Raw genomic sequence first — 22,890 nt, forward strand, 5'->3', positions numbered from 1 at the left:
CACTCATGACACCGTCGATCCCTTGACAGACGTTCGACCACCCCAGGCCGAGGAAACTCCCGGCAACAGTACTGTTCTCCCGTCGAAGCATCGACGAGCGTCGTCACCTCTGCAGTACGAACGGCAAATCTTCGGCAGACGTCACAGGACGGTCGCACACGAAGCCACGACACACGTACGCCGTTTCGAGGCCGTCGACGGGTGGACGGTCGGTCAGCAGCGCCGACGAATCCGTCACGCCTGCCACCACGACCGAACCGCCAGGAGCCAGCGCCCGCACGACCGAGAGCAGATCACCGCCGGGTGCCGTCGACACCGCAATCTGGATCGGGCCACGAACGGACGCTTCTGCGACCGCCAGCCAGTGCCCGCCGGACCTGGGCGCTCGTTCGAGAATCGACGCCGATCGTGCCAGCGACGCAGCCGCCAGTTCGGCGTAACGCGCAGAGGAGCTGTGATCGACCAATGCAGCTGCGGTGAGCAGTGCCTCGGCCATCGTGGATGCTCCCGACGGGGTGGCCCCGTCGATCGGGTCACGAGGGCGGGTCACGAGAGTCTCGGCGTCGTCGGCGGTGTCGAACCAGCCGCCGACGTCGTCGGGGTCGGCGAAGTGCTCGACCGCGGCGTCGATGATCGACGTCATGCGCTCGGACCAGACCGAATCTCCGGTGGCCTGGAACAGCGCCGCCGCGGCGACCGCGAGACACGCGTAGTCCTCGAGCACACCGGTGGCCTCACCCACCGCTCCGCCGAGAGAGGCACGGCGGACCCGCCCGGACTCGACATGGCCGGCGAACAGCTGCTCGCCGCACTCGACTGCCGCGTCGACCCAACGCGGCTGCCCCAGCCCGGTTCCGGCCTCGACCAGCGCGGTGATCGCCAACCCGTTCCACGCGGTGACGACCTTGTCGTCGCGGCCGGGTTGGGGCCGAGTCGCGCGAGCGGCCGACAGTGCTCCGCGCACCCGGGCGAACCGGTCGTAGTCCTCGGGTTCGGCGGGCAGCTGCAGTACCGACATACCTGCCTCGAACGTGCCTGCCGAATTCACCGCGAACAACCCCGCTGCCCAGACGCCGTCCTCGAAACCGAGAGTCTCGATCAGTTGCTCCGGGGTCCACGCGTAGGTCAGACCCTCTATGCCTTCGGTGTCGGCATCGAGGGCCGACGCGAAACAACCGTTGTCCGTGCGGAGTTCACGGAGCATGAACTCCGCAGTGTCCGACGCCACCCGTCGGGCGAGCGCATCGTCGTCGGCCCTGGCCGCGTGCGCGTAGAACCGCAACAGAAGCGCGTTGTCGTAGAGCATCTTCTCGAAGTGCGGGACGACCCACTCGGCATCGACGGAGTAGCGCGCGAATCCCCCGCCCAGCTGGTCGTAGATGCCACCGCGTGCCATGGCCGACGCGGTACGGCGAACGACGCCGAGGACCTCGGTGTCGCCGGTGCGCTCGTAGTGCCGGAGCAGACCCTCGAGCAGCGCGCCGGGTGGGAACTTCGGTGCCCGGCCGAAGCCACCGTAGGTGGTGTCCTCGTCCGCGCAGATCGCCGAGACCGAGGCCGCCAGAGCATCGGCGTCGATCGGGCGTCCGCCCGCGGGCACGCCTGCGCTGTGTTTGCGCAGTTCGGTGACGATGTCGGCGGAGGCGTCGAACACTTCCTGTCGCCGCGTCGACCAGGTGTCGGCGATCGCGGTGAGCAACTGCTGGAACGACGGCATTCCCTGACGCGGGGCCGGCGGGAAGTACGTTCCGCAGTAGAACGGCTCGGTGTCGGGGGTCAGGAAACACGTCATCGGCCACCCCCCTTGGCCGGTCATCGCGACGGTGGCGTTCATGTACACCGAGTCGAGGTCGGGTCGTTCTTCGCGATCGACCTTGATGCACACGAAATGCTCGTTCATCGATGCCGCGGTCGCCTCGTCCTCGAACGACTCGTGAGCCATGACGTGGCACCAGTGGCACGCCGAGTATCCGATCGACAGCAGGATGGGAACATCGCGATCACGGGCGGACTGCAGAGCCTGCGGTCCCCATTGCTGCCAGTGCACCGGGTTGTCCGCGTGCTGCCTCAGATACGGGCTGGTGGACTCACCGAGGGCATTGGCGTCGAGCATCAGGGCTCGTCGGTGGCGGCGGGTTCGGTTCGAGTCCGTTCCGGCGGAGACGGATCTGCGATCCCGCCACGGTCGGTGCCTTCGTCGAGGGCTTGATCCAACGTCGGATCCTCCTTCTCGAACGTGGCGGGCAGACGCTTGATCTTCTTGTTCATGGACCAGATCAACAGTGCCGTTCCGACCAACAGCGCAACCAGGATCACCAGGCCGATCGGCGATGACTTACCGAACTCGGGACCGGTGGGCTGCTGGGCGAGGATCGACACGATCATTCGGTGGTCTCTTCTATTCCGGCGAACAGGTCCGTCTCGGGCAGCGACGTCGTGACCCGAGTGCGAGCCAACTCGAACTCCTCGGTGGGCCACAGCTTGCGCTGCACGTCCAGCGGCACGGCGAAGAACGACCCGTTGGGGTCGATCTGCGTCGCGTGTGCGCGCAGTGCGTCGTCGCGTTGCTCGAACCAGTCACCGACGGTGACCTGCGTGGTGATGCGACCCATGATCTCGTCCCGCTGGCCGTCCCACCGCTTGAGCCAGTCGACGAACGGGCTCTCCTCGCCGCGATCGATGAACCAATCGTGGAAGAGCTGCATGCGCTTACGGATGAACCCGTGCGAGTAGTAGAGCTTGAGCGGAGTCCAGGGCTCACCGGCGTCGGGGAAGCGTTCGGGATCGCCCGAGGCCTCCCATGCAGCCATCGAGACCTCGTGGCAGCGGATGTGGTCGGGATGCGGGTAACCGCCGCGCTCGTCGTAGGTGGTGATGACGTGCGGCTTGAACTCGCGCACCACCTTCACCAACGCCTCGGTGGAGACCTCCAACGGGACCAGCGCGAAACAGCCCTCGGGGAGAGGCGGTAGAGGATCGCCCTCGGGCAACCCGGAATCCTCGAAGCCGAGCCACGTCTGCCGGACGCCCAGGATGCGGGCGGCCTCCGCCATCTCCTCGCGTCGAACGTCCCGGATGCGCTCGTGCACACCCGGAATGTCCATCGCCGGATTGAGGATGTCGCCCCGCTCGCCGCCGGTGAGCGTGACGACCAGAACCTCGTGCCCTTCGGCCGCGTAGCGAGCCGTTGTCGCAGCACCTTTGCTGGACTCGTCGTCGGGATGGGCATGCACTGCCATGAGCCGCAGTCCGGACACGTTCTTCCTCACCTCGGATTCGCCTGGTTCTTGCCTGACCTATAGTTCCACCTGATGCCGACAGGCACCCAGCGGCACCCCCGAATCGACCCCGAGAGCTGACATGACCAACGCACTTCCCGCAGGTAGATACCCGTCGGGTTCCGGTCCGAGCGGCGTTCGGCAGGCCCCGAAACGTGCGACGAAGATCGCACTCGTGGCGTTGGTCCTGCTGGTCGGAACGGGTGTGGCCTACTACGCGTACAGCAAGTTCTCGGTCAAACCCATCGAGGGCAGTCAGCTCTCGTTCGACATCGTCGACGAGCAGACGATGTCGATCAGGTTCAGCGTCACCCGGCAGGATCCCGAGCAACCGGCCGTGTGCATCGTCCGCGCCCGATCGCGCGACGGCTCCGAGACCGGTAGACGTGAGGTGTACATCCCGCCGGAGTCGGCGTCGACCACCGTGGAGATGACCACCGAGGTGACGACGTCGGCCGCACCCGCCGTCGGCGACGTCTACGGCTGCAGCCTCGATGTTCCCGAATATTTACGAGCCCGATAGGCGAACTGCCTGTTCGTGGTAAGCTCGGCCCATACACGGCCACCGCAGTAGGTGCCGTGTATTGCTGCATTGCGGGCAGGGTTCACCTGCGAACGACGACGACGGCTCCAGGATGTGGGCCGACCAAGGGGATCCAACCATTGGAGTCCCCTGTTCGTTGCGTGCCCTACCTGCTCAGAAACCGGAATCCGAACTCGAGATTCCGACTACGAGGGAGTGATCGAGATGACCGAGACCCAGGTGACCTGGCTTACCCAGGAATCACACGACAGGCTCAAGAGCGAACTCGACCAGCTCATTTCCAATCGCCCCGTCATCGCCGCCGAGATCAACGAGCGTCGCGAAGAGGGCGATCTGAAGGAGAACGGCGGCTACCACGCTGCGCGTGAGGAGCAGGGCCAGCAGGAAGCACGTATCCGCCAGCTGCAGGAGCTGCTCAACAACGCGAAGGTCGGCGAGGCACCCACTCAGTCCGGTGTCGCACTGCCCGGGTCCGTCGTCAAGGTCTACTACGACGGCGACGAGTCCGACACGGAGACGTTCCTGATCGCCACTCGCGAAGAGGGTGCCCGCGACAACAAGCTCGAGGTGTACTCCCCCGCGTCACCGCTGGGCGGATCGCTCATCGACGCCAAGGTCGGCGACACCCGCGAGTACACGCTGCCCAACGGCAAGACCATGAAGGTCACGCTCGTCAGCGCGGAGCCGTACCACACGTAAGCCTTTCCCCAGAAGACATCGAAGCACCCCCGGTCGCCGAGCGACCGGGGGTGCTTTTCTGCGTCGATATCAGGCGGTCATCGTCTTCTGGTACTTGCGTACCGACAGCGGCACGAACACCACGAGCATCAACACCACCCAGATCAGGGTGTAGAGCACGGGGTTCTGCAGTGGCCAGACCTCCGGCGGCGGTGCCATCGGGTTGGTGTTGCCGAACTGCTCTCGCACCGCCAGCGTCACCGACGAGATCGGATTCCACTCGGCGATCGTCTTGAGCACGCTGGGGAAGTTGTCGATCGGGACGAAGGTGTTGGCGATGAACGTCAGCGGAAAGATCACGATGAACGACGCGTTGTTGAAGATCTCCGGCGAGCGCACGATCAAGCCCACCAGCGCCATCACCCACGAGATCGAATAGGCGAACAGCAGCAGCAGGACGTACCCGAGCAGAGCGTCGAAGAACGACGACGTGATTCGCCAGCCCACGATCAGGCCGGTGATCGACATGATCGTGATGGTCACGATGTTGTTTCCGACATCGGCGGCGGTGCGCCCGATGACGACGGCCGAACGTGCCATCGGCAACGACCGGGACCGATCCATCACGCCCTTCTGCAGATCCTCGGCCAGCGAGGACCCGGTGATGGAGGCACCGAAGATCATCGTCTGCACGAAGATGCCGCCCATCAGGAAACTCTTGTAGTCGATGCCGGGAACCTCGATCGCGCTGCCGAAGACATAGGCGAACAGCAGGACGAACATGATCGGGGAGAGCGTGGCGAAGAACAGCAGATCGGGAACTCGCTTGAGCTTGATCAGATTTCGCTTGGTGATGATCGCGGAATCCAGAAGGACGTTGCTCATTTCTCTTCCTCCGCCGTCTCGGGCTCGCCGGTGGTCTGACCGGTCAGACTCAGGAACACATCGTCGAGATTCGGCCGCCGCAGACCGACGTCGACGACCTCGATTCCGTTCGTTTCGAGCTCGACCAGTGCGGTCGACAGGTCCTTCGATCCCCCGTTGACGGGCATGACGATCCGGCCGACCTGATCGTCGAGGGTGGGCGGCTCGACGCCGATCGGAGCCAGGATCTGCATCGCGCGATCGGCCTGAGATCGATCGGTGAGCACGAATTCGACTCGCTCGCCGCCCGTTTGCGCCTTGAGCTCGTCCGCTGTGCCGCGGGCGATGATCTTGCCCTTGTTCAACACGATGATCGAATCGGCCAGCCGGTCGGCCTCTTCGAGGTACTGGGTGGTCAACAGAATGGTGGTTCCGTCACGGACGAGATCTGCGATGAACTCCCACATGGTGATCCGGCTGCGCGGATCGAGTCCGGTGGTGGGTTCGTCGAGGAACACCACTCGTGGTCGCCCGATCAGGCTGGCCGCGATATCGAGTCGCCGACGCATACCTCCCGAGTACTGCTTGGCGGTGCGGTCACGGGCGTACTCGAGGTCGAAGCGCACGAGCAACTCGTCGGCGCGCTTCCTGGCTTCGGCCTTGCGCAGGCCGAACAGTCGGCCGACCATCTCGAGGTTCTCGTACCCGGTCAGGTACTCGTCCACGGCCGCGAACTGGCCGGTCAGTCCGATCGTGCTCCGCACCTCGTTCGCCTGCGAATGCACGTCGAGTCCGAAGATTCTGGCCGAGCCCGATGTCGCCTGCAGCAGGGTGGCGAGAATACGGACCGCCGTGGTCTTTCCGGCACCGTTGGGGCCGAGCACACCGAGCACCGTGCCCTCCGGAACGGTGAAATCGATCCCGTCGAGCGCGACGTTCTTGCCGTACCGAAGTACGAGGTCCTCTACTTCTATAGCGTTCGCCATTGCCCTATCCCCGTTTCTCTCCTGGTCGGTGTAAGGACTTCCGAACGCGTAGAGATTAACCGGTCTTGATCGGACCGGGCGTCCACAGACCCGAACGCTGCACCTCTTCTGCTGTGATCTGCGCCGCCTGCGCCGACTCGTCGTACGGGGTGTACTGCTCGATCGACCCCCAGTCGCGGTCCCAGTCGCCGGACAGGTACGACGGGATGGTGCGGGCGGAGGCAACGATGTCGATCCACCCGAGCGGCCCGCCGCCGAAGTGGTCCTGCCACGCGTTGGTGATGACGGCACCGCTGCGGTCCGGCAGTACCCGGTACTGCGGAATTTCGGCAACCCCGAGACGATGGTCGAACGGATGCTGGCACGGGAAGTTGAACCCGACCTCCCAGTCGAGCATCACCGGAGCGTCACGGCCGACGACCTCGTTCAGCGTCTGAGTACGCGGAACTCGGGGCGGCGTGATCGCCAACCACTGGTCGGGATCGCGATCGGTGTCGGAGAGCACCAGGCGAATCATGTTGGTGCCGGCCGGAATCCGATCCATGGGTACACGCAGGTTGCGCCAGGACGGCGTCGGACCGATGTCGATGGGCGTCACCCGCCCCTGCGCCTGCCCGTCCACTCCGTACTCGAGTTCGAGGCTCTGCCCGTAGGTGACGATGCCGTCGGAGTCCACCGAGCGGATGCGTCCGGCAGCGGCGATGGAGATCAGGTCGCCCGGATCGGCAGGCAACGCGTACCAGCCGGTCGTCAGCGTGGCGGGGGTGTCGGACCCGAACGAGCCGAGCACCGGCACGGACTCCGGATCGAGGCCGTACGGCAGTGCGCTGCCACCGGTTCCGGCACCGGTGGTCGACGCCGGCTGCTGTTGCTCCTCGGTGTCGACGGTGTTCGAGGTACCCGATGCCGACGCCTCCTTGTCGGCCGTCAGATCACCCGCAACGCCGTTCGGGGTGAATCCGTCGTTCTCGGCACCCAGCGCGGCGAATGCGTCGCCGCTCACCGGTTGCAGCACATCGGCATTGGGGTCGGTTTCGAGCAGTACGTCGTTGGCGAGACCGCACGTGTTACCGGCCAGCGCGGAGAGGTTCGACTTCGCGATCGAGTACGACGGCCATTGCGCCACCGCGCCTTTGGCCATCGATGCCACGGCCAGCAGCACCATCAGAGCGGCCGCCACCGCGATCGGCGGCACCGACCACCAACGTGCCATCGGAGTGTCGGTGCGCACATAGGGCGCACGAAGATGGAACCAAACCGCTGCGAGCAACAGCAGCAGGGTCAGGCCGAGGAACATGGTCGAGATGCCAAGGCCGGCAACGAGGATCGGCTTGTCCCAGAACGGAACTCCCCACGCCGATACGTACCAGTAGCCGTTGGTTCCGGTGAACGCGACGGCCAGCAGAAACGAGACCGCAGCAGCGAACAGGAGTCGGTTGCGTCGCGAACGCAGCACCGCGGCACCGGTCGCCACCGCTGCCAGTACTGCAACCGATGCAGCGAGTCCGGCGAAGACACCGAAGTGGTGGGTCCACTTGGTTGGGGTGATCATCATCAGGGCCATCGCGCCGACGGTGATGCCGACGATCCGCCGTGCCGGACCCGTTGCGGTACCGGGGATCTTGCCGCCCTTGCGCAGCATCGCCACGACCACTGCGATCAGCGAGACGATCATGACGAACACCCCGAAGCGACGCGCGAGCGAGCCGTCGATGTCCAGGTTCATCAGCCACTGGTAGCGCAGGTACTCGTCGAACCAGGCCTGGCTCGGACCGGCCGCATTGTGCACACGCTGCATCTCGAGCATGCCCGCCACGGTCTGGTTGCCGAACGCGAACACCAATACAACCGTGCCCGACGCGACCAGCGGGGCGAGCAGCGTCACCGCTCCCAGTGTCGTGCTGCCCGGTGTTCGATAACCCAAGTCACGCGCGCGGGCGACGACGATCTGCAACACCGGTCGAGCCCCGGCGATCAACGGCGCGAAGCAGATGAATCCGGAGGGTCCGCACGTGACCGTCAACGCCGCGATCAGAATCGCCGCGGCTGCGGGCAGCAACCTGCGGGTGGCGATCGAGCGCTCCACCGAGCACCACGTCAGCAACACTCCGAGCGCCACGAACGGCTCCGGGCGCAAGCCGTTGTTGTACGGCAGCCAGAACGCGAGCATCACCAGACCGCCGGTCCACAACGCCGTCTTCGACGCGCGAGCGGCCGCACCGAACCGCGGGATCACCTCGCGGCTGATGACTAGCCATGCCACGACAGCGCAGATCAGCGTCGGCAACCGCATCCACACGCTGGCCGTCGAGACGTGCGAGAGGAGGGTGAACATGTCGTACAGCGGTGTGCCGAAAGGTGTCTCGGGAACCCCGAAGTAGCGGAAGTAGTTGGCCATGTACCCGGCGTGATCGGCCGTGCGCGCCATGCCCAGCTGGTAACCGTCGTCGGAGGTGTTCGCACCGATGAGGTGCCACACCAGCAGGGTCCCGATCACCACGCCGTCGGCCACGCCGAACGTCCACCATCGACGAGGGAGGAAGCGTCGGGCGCGCCTGCCGTCGGACAGGTCGAGGCGGTGCAGCGCCACCAGCGAGATGCCCGTGGCGAGCACACCGACGATCATCGCGAACCACTTCAGCGCGCTCGGGGTCGACGAGAATCGACTGTCGAGCTGGGCTGTCAGCGCGAGGCCGTCGACGGTGCCTCGAAGATCGCTGAAGACTCCGACCAGCTGCGGCCGGACGTCGCCCTCGCGAGTGGTGGTCTCGGCGTCGGTCAGCTCGACCGTGGTCGCCGTACCGTTCGAGGTGATCGTCAACGCGCAGTCGGTCAGTTCGGAGACCGGCTTCTCGAGGAGGACCGAATCACGCAACGTCACCTTCAGTTGAGATGCCTCACCACCCGTCACCTCGGCAACGAGACCGTAGCGATAGGCGTCGGGCGATCCCTTGGGCGAGGTCGACAACAACAGACCGCCGCCGGGCAACTGTTCGACGGCAGCACACGGAATCGTCGCGTCGACGCCGATGGGGGTGTAGCCGACGAGCGGAGCTTCGACGCTGCCGATCGTCTCACTCTGCGGCCAGGTCAGGGAGGACTGCTGTTGCTCGATCGGCAGCAGCGGTATCGCGATCGTCAACAGGATTCCCAGGACAGCGGAGACGATCGCGACGAGCCGAGCCATGCAAATATCTCCCACCGATGTCCTGGTTCAAGTCGCTGCTCAAGCTACCAGCCGGTCCTGAAGGGGCCCGTCGAGACGAATCCGGTCTGGACAACTCTCCCTGTGGCACACTCTCCACCGTGATCAGCCCGATGGCGGTGCATGTCGAAGGCACCGACGCCGACCGCATCACCGCGCGAATAACGACTCCGTCGGGTGTCGAGACTCGAGTGACGACGGAGTCCAATTATTCGCTCGACCATTCCGCCACCCCCTGGCTTCCGCCGCTCCTGACGGCCGGAATGCGCAAGGGTTGGGACATCACGTTCGACGGCCCCGTGGATTCGACCGCGCTTCGAGGTGCATCCGGGGCTCAGAAGGTCTTCCTCGACTGGTATCCCAAGCGTTTTCGAGAAGTGTCGATCTCCGCCGAACCCGGCCGAGTCGCCACCGGCGCGACAGGAGTGGGTTGCTTCTTCAGCGGCGGCGTCGACAGCTTCTACTCGGCGATCACGGAATCGGATCGCATCACTCACCTGATCTTCGTGCACGGTTTCGACATCGATGTCGACGACGAGAACCTGGCGGCCCGAGCCTCGGCCGCAGCCAGGGAGTCGGCGGCGGAGTTGAACAAACCGTTGATCGAGGTCAAGACCACGATGAGGTCGGCCTTCGGCGACCGACTACCGCTCGACTGGGGATACGACTTTCACGGTGCCGCATTGGCGCACGTCGGTCTGGCGTTGTCGCAACACCTGAGCACTGTCATCATCCCGTCGTCGAACTGCCGCGAGGAACTCACACCGTGGGGCTCTCATCCCGACCTCGACCCCTTGTGGTCGAGTGGCACAGTCGAGTTCGAGCACCACGAACTCGAACTGCACCGTCTGGGCAAGATTCGTCGGATCGGCGAGAACCGGACCGCGATGAACCATTTGCGGGTCTGCTGGGAGAACCCCGACGGGGCCTTCAACTGCGGCAGGTGCGCCAAGTGCGTTCGCACCCGGATCGGGTTGGCGGCCGCAGGTGCACAGTGCACGACGTTCCCCGAGATCATCGACATACGCGCTGTTCGTCGAATGGATCTGACGAGCGCCGATCGCGGCTACCTGAAAACCTCACTCGCCGCGATGGACGAGTCCGGTGTCACCGACGTCGACCTGCAGCGGGCCGTGCACACAGCGATTCGACGAAGCTACTGGACACCGGCCCTGTTCTTCATGCGTAGCGCAGGTTCACGTGTCGGCCAGGTGATCCGTCGAAGCCTGCGTCGTTGAATCGGTCGTCTCGATAACCGGGTCAGTTCTCGACATGCACCGCGTAGCCCGCCGCACCCAAGGCATCGAGCACCGAACCTCGATGGTCGGGTCCGCGGGTCTCGACGGTCAACATCACGTCGACCTCCTCGAGCCCCAGGCGTCCGCCGGTACGGGAGTGGACGACGTCGACGACGCTGGCCCCGGCATCACGCACCACTCCGAGTACGCCGGTGAGACCGCCCGGCTTGTCCGAAATGGTCACGCGTACAGCGAGATAACGTCCACCCGCCCGGAGACCGTGGGTGATCACGTGGGTGAGCAGAAGCGGGTCGATGTTCCCGCCGGAGAGGACGGCACACACGGAGCCGGTCAATCCGAGTTCGTCCGCGGAATGCGTCATCAGCGCTGCCACCGCCGCGGCACCCGCCGGCTCCACGATGAGTTTCGCTCGCTCGATGCACAGCACCAACGCGCGAGAGAGCGCATCCTCGCTCACGGTCACCACGTCGTCGACCCAGCCCTGCACGTGATCGAACGGCACCGATCCGGGCAGGCCGATCGCGATGCCGTCGGCCATCGTCGACATCGATGTCAACGCGATGGGATGGCCCGCCTTCAGCGACGCCGGCCATGCGGCAGCACCCTCGGCCTGTACCCCGACGATCCTGATATCGGGTTTGGTCAGCTTGACCGCCGCGGCGACGCCGGCCAGCAGTCCCCCACCGCCGGTGGGAATCACGATGGTGCCGACGTCCGGCATCTGTTGGAGCAGTTCGGTACCGAGCGTCGCCTGCCCCGCGACGATGTCGAGATGGTCGAACGGATGAATGAGAGTGGCACCGGTGCGTTCGGCGAACTCCCGCGCCGACTTCAGTGCCTCGTCCACCGTGTTGCCCACCAGATGAACCGTTGCGCCGTAGGCCTTGGTGGCGACGAGCTTGGGTAGCGACACTCCGACCGGCATGAACACGGTCGAGTCGATCCCCACCTGCGACGCCGCCCAGGCGACGCCCTGCGCATGATTGCCGGCACTGGCCGCGACGACCCCGCGTGCACGCTGCTCGGCGTCGAGCCGGGCGATGCGGTTGTACGCCCCGCGCGGCTTGAACGATCCGGTGCGCTGCAGGTTCTCGCACTTGAGGCGCACCTCGTGGCCGGTGAGGTCCGACAGAATTCGCGAGGCCACCACGGGGGTCCGGCGCATGACCGGCTCCAGCAGCTCCTCGGCCGACGCAATATCCGACGCGGTGACCCGCACAATTTCCGACACGGTGGCAGTATGCCAGGAACAATTACTCTCGTGACATCATCCGCAGACGGTCGTCACTACAGTTGTGGAGCGCGTGCCGCACCACAGCGACCCGCGACCGGCGCAAAGGATTCTCGGTGATGACGCAGGCTGGATCCGACGAGGTCGACGACGGCCTCGAGATGCGTGGCAGCGTCGAGATCAAGGATCGGGCCATTTCTCGGACCGCCATCGCGGCGGCACTGAAGGATCCTCGGGTCACGCGCACCACCGGCGGCTTCTCGCGACTGACGGGTCGAGAACTCCCCCGCGCCGACGTCACCCTCGGCGAGGACACGATCGCAGTCAACCTCTACATCGGTGTGACCTGGCCGTCGCAGATCACCGAGGTGACCGCGTCCGTGCACGCCGCCGTCGAGGCCGCGTTGGCGACGATGACGGGGCTGCACGTGCATCGAGTGAACGTCCTGGTATCGGACGCCACACTGGACACCGGTTCCTCGTCGATCTCGGATACCGAAGAATCGCAAGCGATTCCACCTCGTCCACCCACGGCCGGGCCCGCCGCGATGCCGGTGGCACTGTTGTTGGGATTCGCGCTTCTCGGTCTCGCCTTCGTCGCCGGTAGGGAATTCCTGATCGCGCACGGCCACCTCGGCGGACGTCGATGGATCGCCGACGCTGTGTCCTGGACAGCCGGATTGCACTGGCAGAGTTGGATGGTCGCCGCCGCAATCGCCGCCGTCTTCGCCGGGCTGATCCTCGTGTTCATCGGGGTCAAGCCGCGGACGAAGACGCATTCGGGCCTGGGCGCGTCCACGGTCTGGGCCACAGCCACGGACATCGCCCGATTGTGCAGTGCTGCAGCGCAGTCCACGCGCGGAGTGGTGGACGCACACACCGTCGTCACGCGCAGGAAGATCGAGGTGCGAGTCGAGCGGGATGCTGCTTACGATGCCGACCGTGTCGACGTCGACGTGCGCGAGGCACTGGCTCCGACACTGTCGGTTGCTGCGGGCGGGCGACGCCTGACGGTGAAGCAGTCGGTGGCAGCTCCGACGAGGGTGTCGTGATGAAGACGTTCGTCGCCGGTGTCGATCGACTGCTCGCGATCGTGGCCGGAGTGGGGTTGATCGCGGGTGGCGGATTCGCGCTTGCCTGGCACTACGACGTTCCGTGGGCGCGAGAAACGCTGTCTCGCTTCGACCGCGCACGGATTTCGGAACTACCGGAACAGGGCTGGTGGGAGCCGACGCTGGCTGTGGTTGTCTGCATCGCAGTGGTCGTGGCGCTGCTTCTACTGATCGGCAACTTCTCTCCACGCACGACCGGAACAGCAAGCGTCATCGAGGAGCCTCATTTCTCGGCGCACGTGGATCTGAGCGCCATTGCCTCGGGCGTCGCCGCGGAGTTGGCCGAGTTCCCCGGTGTTCGACGCGCCCGCGGTACGGCGATCGACGATCGCGGGATGCCTACTGTTGCTGTATCCGTCTATGCTGCAGCAGATTTCGATGTCGTCGCATTCACCGCCCGAGCCGAATCACGAGCCGCCTTCGTGGCCGAATCACTCGCCGATACACACGTCGCCACCCGCATTCAACTGCACGTCGACAAGCGAGGGTAACGGTCCGATCGGTATGGTTGCGTCATGGTTGCAACGACGCGCAGTAGGTTCGAGCGATGGTCCGGCGGAATGCCACTCGCCGTGCCCGTGGCATTCGGAACCGTACTGCTGATCGCCACAGTGTCATCGAAGCTCGGTGGCAGTTCGGTCTTCTTCTTCGCGCCCCTCGCCTTCGTCACCTCGGGAACGATGGTGTGGCTCAGATCGCGCCGTGATCCCCATCGTGTCGACGCAACACACGTTGCCGTCGGGTCGGGTCTGCTGGTGGGATGCGGCGTCGTCGTCGCCGCGTGTGGTCTCGCAGGCGGTCTGATGCTGGACTCACCGACGTTCTGGGCGTCCATAGCCATCGTTGCAGCCATCGCGGCACCGATCAGCGCAGGTATCGGTCCCTTCTAGTGCCTGTTCGCCCAGAGCCATCGACTGCTCGTGTCCCACGTTTCGGTTGCGCAGTGCCGTCGGTCCTAATCGGTGTAATCGGCAGCAATGATCAGCCGCAGGAACTTCGGCCATGAATCTCGATGCCGGGCTGCGTCTTTCCGCGTGGAGTGTTCACTGTCGGTTCGACGACCATGACTTGCCGCAGCCTCGGCCCTGATATTCGCTCACGACACCGCGGCGTACTCGGTCTTGATCAGGCGCCCTCCGCTTCGGCAGACCACGGCGGTGAATGAACCACTGCATACGTCTGACCGCGACAATGGTCCATTGACGCACGGAGGGTGACACACCTCGGGCCGCGTGAATGAACCACTGCATACGTCTGAGTGGTGCAATGGTCCATTGACGCCAACGGGCGGGCGCACGCAAAAGCGGCACCCACCCTTTCGGGTGAGTGCCGCTTCGGTACAGCTGGTGGAACTAGATCACTTGATGATCTTCGTGACGCGACCGGCTCCGACGGTACGACCGCCCTCACGGATTGCGAAACGCAGGCCGACATCCATGGCGACCGGCTGGATCAGCGTGACGGACATCTCGGTGTTGTCACCGGGCATGACCATCTCGGTGCCCTCGGGAAGGGTCACGACGCCCGTAACGTCCGTGGTACGGAAGTAGAACTGCGGGCGGTAGTTGTTGAAGAACGGCGTGTGGCGGCCGCCCTCGTCCTTCGAGAGGATGTAAGCGTTGCCCTCGAACTCCGTGTGGGGAGTCGTGGTGCCCGGCTTGATGATGACCTGTCCACGCTCGACGTCTTCGCGCTTGATGCCACGAACGAGGAGGCCGACGTTGTCGCCTGCCTGACCCGAGTCGAGCAGCTTGCGGAACATTTCGATTCCGGTGACGGTGGTCTTGGTCGAGCCGGGGCGGATGCCGACGATCTCGACCTCTTCGTTGACGTTGACCGAGCCGCGCTCGATACGTCCGGTGACCACGGTGCCACGACCGGTGATGGTGAAGACGTCCTCGACGGGCATGAGGAACGGCTTGTCGGTCTCACGGACGGGGTCCGGCACGGAATCGTCGACGGCCTGCATGAGCTCCAGAACCGACTCGCCCCACTTCTCGTCACCCTCGAGTGCCTTGAGTGCGGAGACCTTGATGACCGGTGCGTCCTCGTCGAACTCCTGCGAAGCGAGGAGCTCGCGGACCTCCATCTCGACGAGCTCGATGATCTCGTCGTCGTCGACCATGTCGGCCTTGTTCAGTGCGACCAGGATGTACGGGACACCGACCTGGCGGGCGAGCAGCACGTGCTCGCGGGTCTGCGGCATCGGGCCGTCGGTTGCTGCAACGACCAGGATTGCGCCGTCCATCTGTGCCGCGCCGGTGATCATGTTCTTGATGTAGTCGGCGTGACCCGGTGCATCGACGTGCGCGTAGTGGCGCTTCTCGGTCTGGTACTCGACGTGGGAGATGTTGATCGTGATACCACGAGCCTTCTCCTCCGGAGCCTTGTCGATCTGATCGAAAGCCGAGGCCTCGTTCAGGTCCGGGAACTTGTCGTGCAGAACCTTGGTGATTGCAGCCGTCAGCGTCGTCTTACCGTGGTCAACGTGACCGATGGTGCCGATGTTGACGTGCGGCTTCGTCCGATCGAACTTCGCCTTCGCCACTGTGTGTCCTCCTGGACTGATCTGTGCCGGCCCCGACGGGGCAAGCACGCGTATGTGTTGTTACTTATTACAGGTCGAGCGTGGTCCAGCAGCTGAAGAGAGTTACTCTCCGGTCGCCTTCGCGATGATTTCCTTCGAGACGTTCGCAGGAACTTCTGCGTAGGAATCGAAGACCATGGAGTAGTTAGCGCGGCCCTGCGTCTTCGACCGAAGGTCTCCGATGTAGCCGAACATCTCCGACAGCGGAACCAATGCCTTGACGATACGGGCACCGCTGCGTTCCTCCATGGCCTGGATCTGACCACGGCGGGAGTTCAGGTCGCCGATGACCTCACCCATGTAATCCTCGGGAGTGATGACCTCGACGGCCATGACGGGTTCGAGGATGACGGGGCTGGCCTTGCGAGCAGCTTCCTTGAACGCTTGTGAGCCGGCGACCTTGAAGGCCATTTCCGACGAGTCGACGTCGTGGTACGCACCGTCGAGCAGTGTGACCTTGACGTTGACCAGGGGGTATCCGGCGAGAACACCGTACTGCATGGCGTCCTGAGCACCTGCGTCGACCGAGGGGATGTACTCCCTGGGCACACGACCACCGGAGACCTTGTTCTCGAACTCGTAGGTCGCACCGTCTTCGCCCTCGAAAGGCTCGAGCTTGATGATGACCTTTGCGAACTGGCCGGAGCCACCGGTCTGCTTCTTGTGGGTGTAGTCGTGCTTGTCGACCGTCTTGCGGATGGTCTCGCGGTACGCGACCTGCGGCTTACCGACGTTGGCCTCGACCTTGAACTCGCGACGCATACGGTCGACGAGGATGTCGAGGTGCAGCTCGCCCATTCCGCCGATGACGGTCTGGCCGGTGTCCTCGTCCAGCTTCACCGAGAAGGTGGGATCCTCTTCGGCGAGCTTCTGGATCGCTGTTCCCAGCTTCTCCTGGTCGGACTTGGTCTTCGGCTCGATCGAGACCTGGATGACCGGGTCCGGGAAGCTCATGGACTCGAGGATGATCTGGTTCTGCGGATCGCAGAGCGTGTCACCCGTCGTGGTGTCCTTGAGGCCGATGACGGCGTAGATGTGACCGGCAGATGCGGTCGCGATCGCGTTCTCCTTGTTGGAGTGCATCTGGAAGAGCTTGCCCAGACGCTCCTTCTTGCCCTTGGTCGAGTTGATGACCTGAGCGCCGGAGTCGACCTTGCCCGAGTACACCCGGACGTAGGTCAGCTTGCCGAAGAAGGGGTGGGTCGCGATCTTGAACGCGAGAGCTGCGAACGGCTCGTCTGCGGACGGCTTGCGAGTGATCTCCTTCTCCTCGTCGCCGACGGCGTGTCCGATGGTCTCGGCAACGTCGAGGGGAGACGGGAGGTAGTCGATGACCGCGTCGAGCATGGGCTGAACGCCCTTGTTCTTGAACGCAGATCCACACAGGATCGGGTACAGCTCGCTGTTGACCGTCATCTTGCGGATGGCAGCCTTGATCTCGTCGACCGTGAGCTCTTCGCCACCGAAGTGCTTCTCCAGAAGCGCTTCGTCGGACTCGGCGACGGTCTCGAGCAGCTGGGTGCGGTACTCGTCCGCGCGCTCCTTGAGGTGTTCCGGGATCTCCTGGATCTCGTACTTCTCGCCGAGCTTGGTCTCGCCACTCCACACGAGAGCCTTCATCTGCACGAGGTCGATGACGCCCTCGAAGTCGTTCTCTGCGCCGATGGGCAGCTGGATGACCAGCGGCTTGGCACCGAGACGATCGATGATGGTCTGCACGGTGTAGTAGAAGTCCGCGCCGAGCTTGTCCATCTTGTTGACGAAGCAGATGCGCGGTACGTCGTACTTGTCGGCCTGACGCCAGACCTGCTCGGACTGCGGCTCGACGCCCTCTTTGCCGTCGAACACTGCGACTGCGCCGTCGAGGACGCGGAGCGAGCGCTCCACCTCGACGGTGAAGTCGACGTGACCGGGGGTGTCGATGATGTTGATCTGGTTGTCGTTCCAGAAGCACGTCGTGGCAGCAGAGGTGATCGTGATGCCACGCTCCTGCTCCTGCTCCATCCAGTCCATGGTGGCTGCGCCATCGTGAACTTCACCGATCTTGTACGAGATACCGGTGTAGAAGAGGATGCGTTCGGTAGTGGTGGTCTTGCCGGCATCGATGTGGGCCATGATGCCGATGTTGCGGACCTTGTTGAGGTCGGTCAGCACGTCCTGTGCCACGAGTTAACCCGCCTTGGTGTTGGAAGAGGTATTGCCTGAGCTGATCAACGCTCCGGCGGCATCGGATAGTTCCGGATGCCGCCCGAGCGAGGAGATCACCAGCGGTAGTGGGCGAACGCCTTGTTGGCTTCGGCCATCTTGTGAGTGTCTTCGCGGCGCTTCACAGCGGCACCGAGGCCGTTGCTGGCGTCGAGCAACTCGTTCGCCAGACGCTCGACCATGGTCTTCTCGCGACGAGCGCGCGAGAAGGTGACCAGCCAGCGCAGTGCCAGCGTGGTGGAGCGGCCGGGACGAACCTCGACGGGCACCTGGTAGGTGGCACCACCGACGCGACGGCTGCGAACCTCGAGGGCCGGCTTGACGTTGTCGAGTGCACGCTTGAGCGTGACGACGGGGTCGGTGCCGGTCTTCTCGCGAGCCTGCTCGAGCGCCTGGTAGACGATGCGCTCTGCGGTCGACTTCTTGCCGTCGAGGAGGATCTTGTTGACGAGCTGCGTGACCAACGGCGATCCGTAGACCGGGTCGTTGATCAGCGGCCGCTTGGGTGCTGGGCCCTTGCGTGGCATATCAGCTCTTCTCCTTCTTGGCTCCGTAGCGGCTGCGAGCCTGCTTGCGGTTCTTGACACCCTGGGTGTCGAGCGAACCGCGGATGATCTTGTAACGCACACCCGGGAGGTCCTTCACACGACCACCGCGAACGAGCACCATCGAGTGCTCCTGCAGGTTGTGACCCTCACCGGGGATGTATGCGGTGACCTCGACCGAGGAGGTCAGGCGAACACGCGCGACCTTACGGAGAGCGGAGTTCGGCTTCTTGGGGGTGGTGGTGTACACGCGAGTGCACACACCACGGCGCTGGGGACTGCCCTTGAGGGCAGCGGTCTTCAGTTTCGCAACCTTGTCGGTGCGTCCCTTACGGACCAGCTGGTTGATCGTTGGCATGAACCGGCTTTCTTCGTGTCGATAAACAGGGATCTAGCAGTTGGAGCAAGAGAACACTGCTCCTCACCCGGTACTGCTGCTGCTCCAGTACTGCTACCGCGGGTCTCTTGCACCCCGCGGTCGGGTGTGTCGCATACCCCCACACGTCCAGCCGGTTGCGCGCTCTTGGAGCGAACGTGCGCACGGCTGTACCTCGCATAGGCACACAAACGGTCCGGGCAGGCCGGACACGACCCATAACGATACCCGGCGGCGTGACCTCGGGTCAAAACACCCCTCGCGTGGGTACGCGATCAACGACTGAGGTTCAGCGTGAGATCGGCGAGCTTCGCGGCGGCCTGGCACGGATCGGGATGGGCGGCGTCCGGCCGGTACTGCACCCACCATCCGAAGATGCCGTCCCGATCCGCCCCGGCCGAGACGCCACACGACGCGGAGTCGTCGGGACGCTGGGCCTGGATTGCCTTGCGGCCCTGCACTGTTGTGTCGGTGACGGTGTACATCATCTTCTCGTCGGCGGCTCGTTCGGCCGCCAGAGTTCCGGACTCGAACCAGTTGAAGGTGACCTTCACCGTGCCTGCGGAACCGACGAGATCCCACCGGCAGATGGCCCCGAAGAAGCCGCGAGCGATGGCGTCGGCACCGGTGGTATCGCGGATCTGGTCGTCGGAGACGGCGTCGCACTCGGTCAACAAGTCGGTGAATTCTCGGCCACCGGACCCACCGAAACTCGCCGGCCGCGGCGTGCCCTGCACGGTCTGGGAACAGCCTGCGACGAGCAGCAGGGTCGCTGCGGCGGCGAGGACGCGTCGGATTCTCATTGCTTGCGCTCCACTGTCAGTGTCGCCAGCTCGTTTCCGACCTCGCACGGCGGGCGCGCCGCAGGTTGGTCGGAGTACGTGATGGACCAATGGAAGAAGTCGTCGCCGAACTGCACGCCGATCTCGCACAACGCACCCTGCTCGGCCTCGAAGCCGGGGTTGCCGTCGATCTCGATGTCCTTCGCCGGACGGCCGATCAGCTCGGAACCGGCGCGTTCGCGTCCGATGGGGCTGCCTCGATACCAGGAGAAGCTGACACCCGGTCCGCCGAACCCGACCGTCTCCCACTGGCAACCGACGGAATTACGGGTGATCTGAGCGAACGGGCCCGCGCCGAACGCGGACTGCACCTCGGCGTCGGTGATCGATCCGCATTCGCCGAAGAAGGGACCGGGCTCGTATGCCGCGGTGGTCGGGGCAGTGTCCTCCGGCGGCGCAGCGTCGTCTTCCGCCCCGCCGCACCCGGCGATCAGCACCGCTGTTGCCGCCACGACCATCGCGAACCGTCTCGTCATCCAGTGGCTCACATCTACGGGGCCGAGAATCCGCCGACGCCCGGAATGTCGAACAGAATGCCGGAGGCCAGAACATGAGCGGTGAACAGAATCGGTCCGCTACCGGTGTCTGCGACGACCGGGCCCGAAGGCACGAACACGCCGTTTCCCTGCTGGCAGATCGGTGCGTTCACCGACCCGGTGCGTCCGTTGGCGATGTTGACGAAGTCCACCTGCAGGCTGGCGAAGTTCTGGTAGGACGCGCAGATCCGCGGCTCGGCGGCGCGGCCCCAGATGTGGGTCTGTCCCGGCGTGTCGGTGCTCGCGACCTCGATCGTGCCGATCCACTGATCCGGAACGACGAGTCCGCCGACGGTGACGCCGAGGTTGGGGATCTGCAGGACGGGGACCGAAACCGGTCCGGGCGGGGGCGCGTTCTCGATGGGTGCGGACGGCGCATCGGCAGGCGGTTGGGCCTGTGCGACCGGCGCGAGGGCCATGGTGCTCACAGCCGCGAATGCAGCTGCGAGTAGACCGAATCGAGTCAGACGAGCCATACCTGTGTGTCTCCTGATCCTGTGGACGCGAGTCGCCATACGTTACCGCGAAGCGGCGAGCTTCCGGCCCCGGACGTAGACGCCGACGATGGCGGGTTCGCGCATCGCCATCAGCAACGCGAACAGGGTCTGATCGCGGGCGAGCTCGGGATCGTCGGCGCGGACACCGTGGTCGACGGCCACCGCGAGCTGCGGCCATGCGGACGGATCGACCACGACGAAGTCGGCCTCCTTGCCCGCGTCGAAATTGCCGATCCGGTTCTCCATGTCCAGCGCTCGGGCTCCGGCGAGTGTTCCGGTGAACAGCAGTTCGGCCGGATGCAGCGACAGACCCGCGTCGCCCGGCTCGGAGATGTGCACCTTGAACGCATCGGCGAGAACCTGCGGCAGCAGCCACTCGTCACCACCGCCGAAGTCCGAACCGATGGCGATGTTCACCCCGGCGGCGACGGTTCGCTGCCACGGCATCGTGCCCGAGCCCAGAAACTGTTGCGAGGTAGGACAGTGCGCGACGGAGGTGCCTGTCTCCGCCATTCGCGCGAGTTCGACGTCCTGACAGTGCACCGCGTGGGCCAGGATGGTGCGCCGACCCAGGAAGCTCTTTCCGCCGACCTGCGAGCCCGGCAGAAACTTGCCGTCGTAGGTATCGAGGTATGTGGCCACACCGTAGGCGTTCTTGGTGGCGTCGATCTCTCCGGTTCCCGGCCGGTTGTTCTCGTTCAGATGTGTGTGGAAGTAGACACCGCGCGCGCGGACGGAATCGTAGAGCTCACCGAGGTTCTTCAGCGTCTCCGTCGTCACCGACAGCGAGAACCGCGGTACGACGGCCACGTGCAGCATCGCCGTGTCGACGTCGCCGGTGTCGGCTGCGTGCCATTTCTCGATCTCCTCGGACACCAGCCGGATGGCCTCGTCCTCGCCGGTGATCAAGGCCTGCGCCGACGCCGGTCCGGTGGTCTGGACCCCGCGTCCACTGACGATCCGCAGTCCGTGCTCGAGCGTCTCGGCGAACAGCGAATCCTGCGCGTGCGGGAACGCCGATCCGAACACCATCGCCTGCGTCGTTCCGGCTCGGATGCGCGCGGCGCAGAAGTCTCGGGCCGCAGCGGCAGCGAACTCCGGATCGGCGAAGCGGGACTCCGACGGGAAGATGCAGGTGTTCAACCATTCGAGCAGTTGCCCGCCGCCGTAGGAATCTCCGGCGTAGGTCTGCGGAAAGTGAATGTGAGTGTCGACGAAACCGGGCAGCAGAAACCCCGGACGGTGATCGACCACCGGGACCTGCGCGAATCCGGTTGGGAGAGAATCGAACTCGCCACAGAACTCGACATTTCCCTCATCCGACACCGCGAGCGCACCGTCGGGAATCGACACCAACGCGGCTGCCGCGTCCGTCACCGTGGGCGAGCCTGCGACGTGGAAGATGTGGCCGCGGTACACGCGTGCGATTTCGGAAGTCACCCGCCAGACTCAAGCACAGGTTGCGCAGTGCTGCAGACCGTGTGGGTCTAGAGCGCTCCCGCCGGAGCTGCGGACAGCCGAGCGTTCAACGACGCATCCAATACCTCTGCCCACGAGCGCACGACCTCGGCTCGTCGTCGTGCGTCGTCGGTCAGGACATCGGCCAGACCCAGTCCACGCGCGAGGTCGAGGGTCGCCTGGACGAGACGGTGCGAGACGGGATCGTTGTCGTCGACACCGAGGTTCTCGACGGCCATCTGGTGGGCACGGCGACCGAACCGCTCTTCGAGAGGGACGATCCGATCGCGCAACTCGGGGTCGGCCGATGCCGCCGTCCAGACCTGAAGTGCCGCTTTGAACATCGGTCCGGTGTAGTACTCCACGAGCCGCTCCACCACCAGTTTCGTCCGGCCGGGGCCCGCCGGAATCTCCTGCGCCTCGCGGCGAGCACTGTCCATCCGAGTGTCGAACATGTACTCGAGTGCTCCGGTGATCAGGTCCTCACGCGTCGGGAAGTGGTGTTGGGTCGCGCCGCGGGACACGCCGGCACGTTCGGCGACCACGCCGACCGTCGTTGCACCCCAGCCCTGCTCCGCGAGCGAATCGATCGTCGCCTCGAGCAGTCGCTGACGCGTGACCCTGCTGCGGTCCTGCTTGGGTTCGCGCGCCATCACCATCGCCGTACTCCCTCCTACCGACGCTCGG

Annotated in this window: 22 protein-coding genes; 6 read left to right on the plus strand and 16 right to left on the minus strand. The window is 64.8% G+C overall.

The genetic code is table 11. The features are described 5' to 3' along the window. Window positions 1-103 precede the first annotated feature (103 nt). Genes CH249_RS03180 through mca form a run of 3 tightly spaced genes read right to left on the minus strand, consistent with a single transcriptional unit; the run spans window position 104 to window position 3,257 of the window. Window positions 104-2,113: a thioredoxin domain-containing protein gene (locus CH249_RS03180; protein WP_094682175.1), complete on the minus strand. Its 2,010-nt coding sequence runs from the start codon at window positions 2,111-2,113 to the stop codon at window positions 104-106. Beyond that, the gene (locus CH249_RS03185) at window positions 2,113-2,385 is read right to left on the minus strand and encodes a hypothetical protein (protein WP_032394020.1); all 273 of its coding nucleotides are present in this window, start codon (window positions 2,383-2,385) and stop codon (window positions 2,113-2,115) included. Before CH249_RS03185 ends, CH249_RS03180 begins: the two co-directional genes overlap by 1 nt. Continuing rightward, a complete protein-coding gene (gene mca / locus CH249_RS03190; protein ID WP_176459393.1) occupies window positions 2,382-3,257 on the minus strand; it encodes a mycothiol conjugate amidase Mca in 876 nt (291 codons plus the stop codon). Before mca ends, CH249_RS03185 begins: the two co-directional genes overlap by 4 nt. A 103-nt stretch (window positions 3,258-3,360) precedes the next feature. Here mca and CH249_RS03195 point away from each other — a divergent pair, with 103 nt between their 5' ends. Both CH249_RS03195 and greA read left to right on the plus strand, forming a co-directional pair. Beyond that, complete coding sequence (locus tag CH249_RS03195) at window positions 3,361-3,801, plus strand: DUF4307 domain-containing protein (protein WP_045199113.1); 441 nt, start codon at window positions 3,361-3,363, stop codon at window positions 3,799-3,801. Between the two features lie 225 nt (window positions 3,802-4,026). Continuing rightward, the gene (greA, locus tag CH249_RS03200; protein ID WP_032394210.1) at window positions 4,027-4,521 is read left to right on the plus strand and encodes a transcription elongation factor GreA; all 495 of its coding nucleotides are present in this window, start codon (window positions 4,027-4,029) and stop codon (window positions 4,519-4,521) included. A 69-nt stretch (window positions 4,522-4,590) separates the two neighbouring features. On the opposite strand, the gene CH249_RS03205 is transcribed toward greA, so the two are convergent. Genes CH249_RS03205 through CH249_RS03215 form a run of 3 tightly spaced genes read right to left on the minus strand, consistent with a single transcriptional unit; the run spans window position 4,591 to window position 9,537 of the window. Then, complete coding sequence (locus CH249_RS03205; protein WP_094682176.1) at window positions 4,591-5,385, minus strand: ABC transporter permease; 795 nt, start codon at window positions 5,383-5,385, stop codon at window positions 4,591-4,593. Beyond that, window positions 5,382-6,350: a daunorubicin resistance protein DrrA family ABC transporter ATP-binding protein gene (locus tag CH249_RS03210; RefSeq protein WP_032394016.1), complete on the minus strand. Its 969-nt coding sequence runs from the start codon at window positions 6,348-6,350 to the stop codon at window positions 5,382-5,384. Before CH249_RS03210 ends, CH249_RS03205 begins: the two co-directional genes overlap by 4 nt. Window positions 6,351-6,405: 55 nt before the next feature. Continuing rightward, the gene (locus CH249_RS03215; RefSeq protein WP_094682177.1) at window positions 6,406-9,537 is read right to left on the minus strand and encodes an arabinosyltransferase domain-containing protein; all 3,132 of its coding nucleotides are present in this window, start codon (window positions 9,535-9,537) and stop codon (window positions 6,406-6,408) included. Window positions 9,538-9,656: 119 nt separating this feature from the next. Between CH249_RS03215 and CH249_RS03220 the strand changes: the two genes are divergently transcribed. Next, on the plus strand, window positions 9,657-10,793 hold the full coding sequence (locus CH249_RS03220) for a hypothetical protein (protein WP_256988067.1): 1,137 nt from the start codon (window positions 9,657-9,659) through the stop codon (window positions 10,791-10,793). A 22-nt stretch (window positions 10,794-10,815) separates the two neighbouring features. Here the strand turns inward: CH249_RS03220 and ilvA are convergent, their stop codons facing one another. Further along, window positions 10,816-11,979, minus strand: coding sequence for a threonine ammonia-lyase (ilvA, locus tag CH249_RS03225; RefSeq protein WP_217901372.1), 1,164 nt, complete (start codon window positions 11,977-11,979; stop codon window positions 10,816-10,818). Between the two features lie 185 nt (window positions 11,980-12,164). Here ilvA and CH249_RS03230 point away from each other — a divergent pair, with 185 nt between their 5' ends. From CH249_RS03230 to CH249_RS03240, 3 genes are read left to right on the plus strand one after another with little or no spacing between them, the layout of a single operon-like run. Beyond that, a complete protein-coding gene (locus tag CH249_RS03230) occupies window positions 12,165-13,097 on the plus strand; it encodes a DUF6286 domain-containing Asp23/Gls24 family envelope stress response protein (protein WP_094682178.1) in 933 nt (310 codons plus the stop codon). Next, a complete protein-coding gene (locus tag CH249_RS03235) occupies window positions 13,097-13,648 on the plus strand; it encodes a hypothetical protein (RefSeq protein ID WP_094682179.1) in 552 nt (183 codons plus the stop codon). The genes CH249_RS03230 and CH249_RS03235 overlap by 1 nt, the downstream gene beginning before the upstream one ends. 24 nt (window positions 13,649-13,672) lie before the next feature. After that, window positions 13,673-14,047, plus strand: coding sequence for a hypothetical protein (locus CH249_RS03240; protein ID WP_143544357.1), 375 nt, complete (start codon window positions 13,673-13,675; stop codon window positions 14,045-14,047). A 467-nt stretch (window positions 14,048-14,514) separates the two neighbouring features. Here the strand turns inward: CH249_RS03240 and tuf are convergent, their stop codons facing one another. From tuf to CH249_RS03285, 9 genes are all read right to left on the minus strand, one after another. Beyond that, a complete protein-coding gene (gene tuf, locus CH249_RS03245) occupies window positions 14,515-15,705 on the minus strand; it encodes an elongation factor Tu (RefSeq protein ID WP_008714056.1) in 1,191 nt (396 codons plus the stop codon). A 102-nt stretch (window positions 15,706-15,807) separates the two neighbouring features. Next, window positions 15,808-17,910, minus strand: a complete 2,103-nt coding sequence (fusA, locus tag CH249_RS03250; protein WP_045199098.1) for an elongation factor G — start codon at window positions 17,908-17,910, stop codon at window positions 15,808-15,810. Between the two features lie 95 nt (window positions 17,911-18,005). After that, window positions 18,006-18,476, minus strand: coding sequence for a 30S ribosomal protein S7 (gene rpsG, locus CH249_RS03255; RefSeq protein WP_003941856.1), 471 nt, complete (start codon window positions 18,474-18,476; stop codon window positions 18,006-18,008). 1 nt (window position 18,477) lies between these two features. Continuing rightward, window positions 18,478-18,852: a 30S ribosomal protein S12 gene (gene rpsL, locus CH249_RS03260; RefSeq protein WP_008714048.1), complete on the minus strand. Its 375-nt coding sequence runs from the start codon at window positions 18,850-18,852 to the stop codon at window positions 18,478-18,480. A 293-nt stretch (window positions 18,853-19,145) separates the two neighbouring features. Then, window positions 19,146-19,673, minus strand: coding sequence for a DUF3558 domain-containing protein (locus tag CH249_RS03265; RefSeq protein ID WP_032394009.1), 528 nt, complete (start codon window positions 19,671-19,673; stop codon window positions 19,146-19,148). After that, a complete protein-coding gene (locus tag CH249_RS03270; RefSeq protein WP_094629689.1) occupies window positions 19,670-20,188 on the minus strand; it encodes a DUF3558 domain-containing protein in 519 nt (172 codons plus the stop codon). Before CH249_RS03270 ends, CH249_RS03265 begins: the two co-directional genes overlap by 4 nt. Before the next feature lie 14 nt (window positions 20,189-20,202). After that, window positions 20,203-20,724 (minus strand): hypothetical protein, encoded by a 522-nt coding sequence (locus CH249_RS03275; protein WP_094646949.1) that lies wholly within the window; start codon window positions 20,722-20,724, stop codon window positions 20,203-20,205. Between the two features lie 42 nt (window positions 20,725-20,766). Next, window positions 20,767-22,185, minus strand: a complete 1,419-nt coding sequence (locus tag CH249_RS03280; RefSeq protein ID WP_256981167.1) for a guanine deaminase — start codon at window positions 22,183-22,185, stop codon at window positions 20,767-20,769. A 47-nt stretch (window positions 22,186-22,232) separates the two neighbouring features. Next, a complete protein-coding gene (locus CH249_RS03285; RefSeq protein ID WP_032394207.1) occupies window positions 22,233-22,856 on the minus strand; it encodes a TetR/AcrR family transcriptional regulator in 624 nt (207 codons plus the stop codon). Between the last annotated feature and the right edge of the window lie 34 nt (window positions 22,857-22,890).

Origin of the sequence: Rhodococcus sp. 05-2255-3B1, assembly GCF_002258545.1 — a bacterium.
In the GTDB taxonomy this organism is placed as follows: domain Bacteria; phylum Actinomycetota; class Actinomycetes; order Mycobacteriales; family Mycobacteriaceae; genus Rhodococcoides.

Excerpts from the sequence above, each read along its gene's own strand:
- ilvA (WP_217901372.1), bottom strand. The coding sequence starts at position 11,979 with ATGCGCCGGACCCCCGTGGTGGCCTCGCGAATTCTGTCGGACCTCACC.
- CH249_RS03235 (WP_094682179.1), top strand. The coding sequence starts at position 13,097 with ATGAAGACGTTCGTCGCCGGTGTCGATCGACTGCTCGCGATCGTGGCC.
- CH249_RS03275 (WP_094646949.1), bottom strand. The coding sequence starts at position 20,724 with ATGGCTCGTCTGACTCGATTCGGTCTACTCGCAGCTGCATTCGCGGCT.
- CH249_RS03210 (WP_032394016.1), bottom strand. The coding sequence starts at position 6,350 with ATGGCGAACGCTATAGAAGTAGAGGACCTCGTACTTCGGTACGGCAAG.
- CH249_RS03185 (WP_032394020.1), bottom strand. The coding sequence starts at position 2,385 with ATGATCGTGTCGATCCTCGCCCAGCAGCCCACCGGTCCCGAGTTCGGT.
- CH249_RS03195 (WP_045199113.1), top strand. The coding sequence starts at position 3,361 with ATGACCAACGCACTTCCCGCAGGTAGATACCCGTCGGGTTCCGGTCCG.
- rpsL (WP_008714048.1), bottom strand. The coding sequence starts at position 18,852 with ATGCCAACGATCAACCAGCTGGTCCGTAAGGGACGCACCGACAAGGTT.
- CH249_RS03205 (WP_094682176.1), bottom strand. The coding sequence starts at position 5,385 with ATGAGCAACGTCCTTCTGGATTCCGCGATCATCACCAAGCGAAATCTG.
- rpsG (WP_003941856.1), bottom strand. The coding sequence starts at position 18,476 with ATGCCACGCAAGGGCCCAGCACCCAAGCGGCCGCTGATCAACGACCCG.
- greA (WP_032394210.1), top strand. The coding sequence starts at position 4,027 with ATGACCGAGACCCAGGTGACCTGGCTTACCCAGGAATCACACGACAGG.
- CH249_RS03270 (WP_094629689.1), bottom strand. The coding sequence starts at position 20,188 with ATGACGAGACGGTTCGCGATGGTCGTGGCGGCAACAGCGGTGCTGATC.
- CH249_RS03215 (WP_094682177.1), bottom strand. The coding sequence starts at position 9,537 with ATGGCTCGGCTCGTCGCGATCGTCTCCGCTGTCCTGGGAATCCTGTTG.
- CH249_RS03240 (WP_143544357.1), top strand. The coding sequence starts at position 13,673 with ATGGTTGCAACGACGCGCAGTAGGTTCGAGCGATGGTCCGGCGGAATG.
- CH249_RS03285 (WP_032394207.1), bottom strand. The coding sequence starts at position 22,856 with ATGGCGCGCGAACCCAAGCAGGACCGCAGCAGGGTCACGCGTCAGCGA.
- CH249_RS03180 (WP_094682175.1), bottom strand. The coding sequence starts at position 2,113 with ATGCTCGACGCCAATGCCCTCGGTGAGTCCACCAGCCCGTATCTGAGG.
- CH249_RS03265 (WP_032394009.1), bottom strand. The coding sequence starts at position 19,673 with ATGAGAATCCGACGCGTCCTCGCCGCCGCAGCGACCCTGCTGCTCGTC.
- CH249_RS03230 (WP_094682178.1), top strand. The coding sequence starts at position 12,165 with ATGACGCAGGCTGGATCCGACGAGGTCGACGACGGCCTCGAGATGCGT.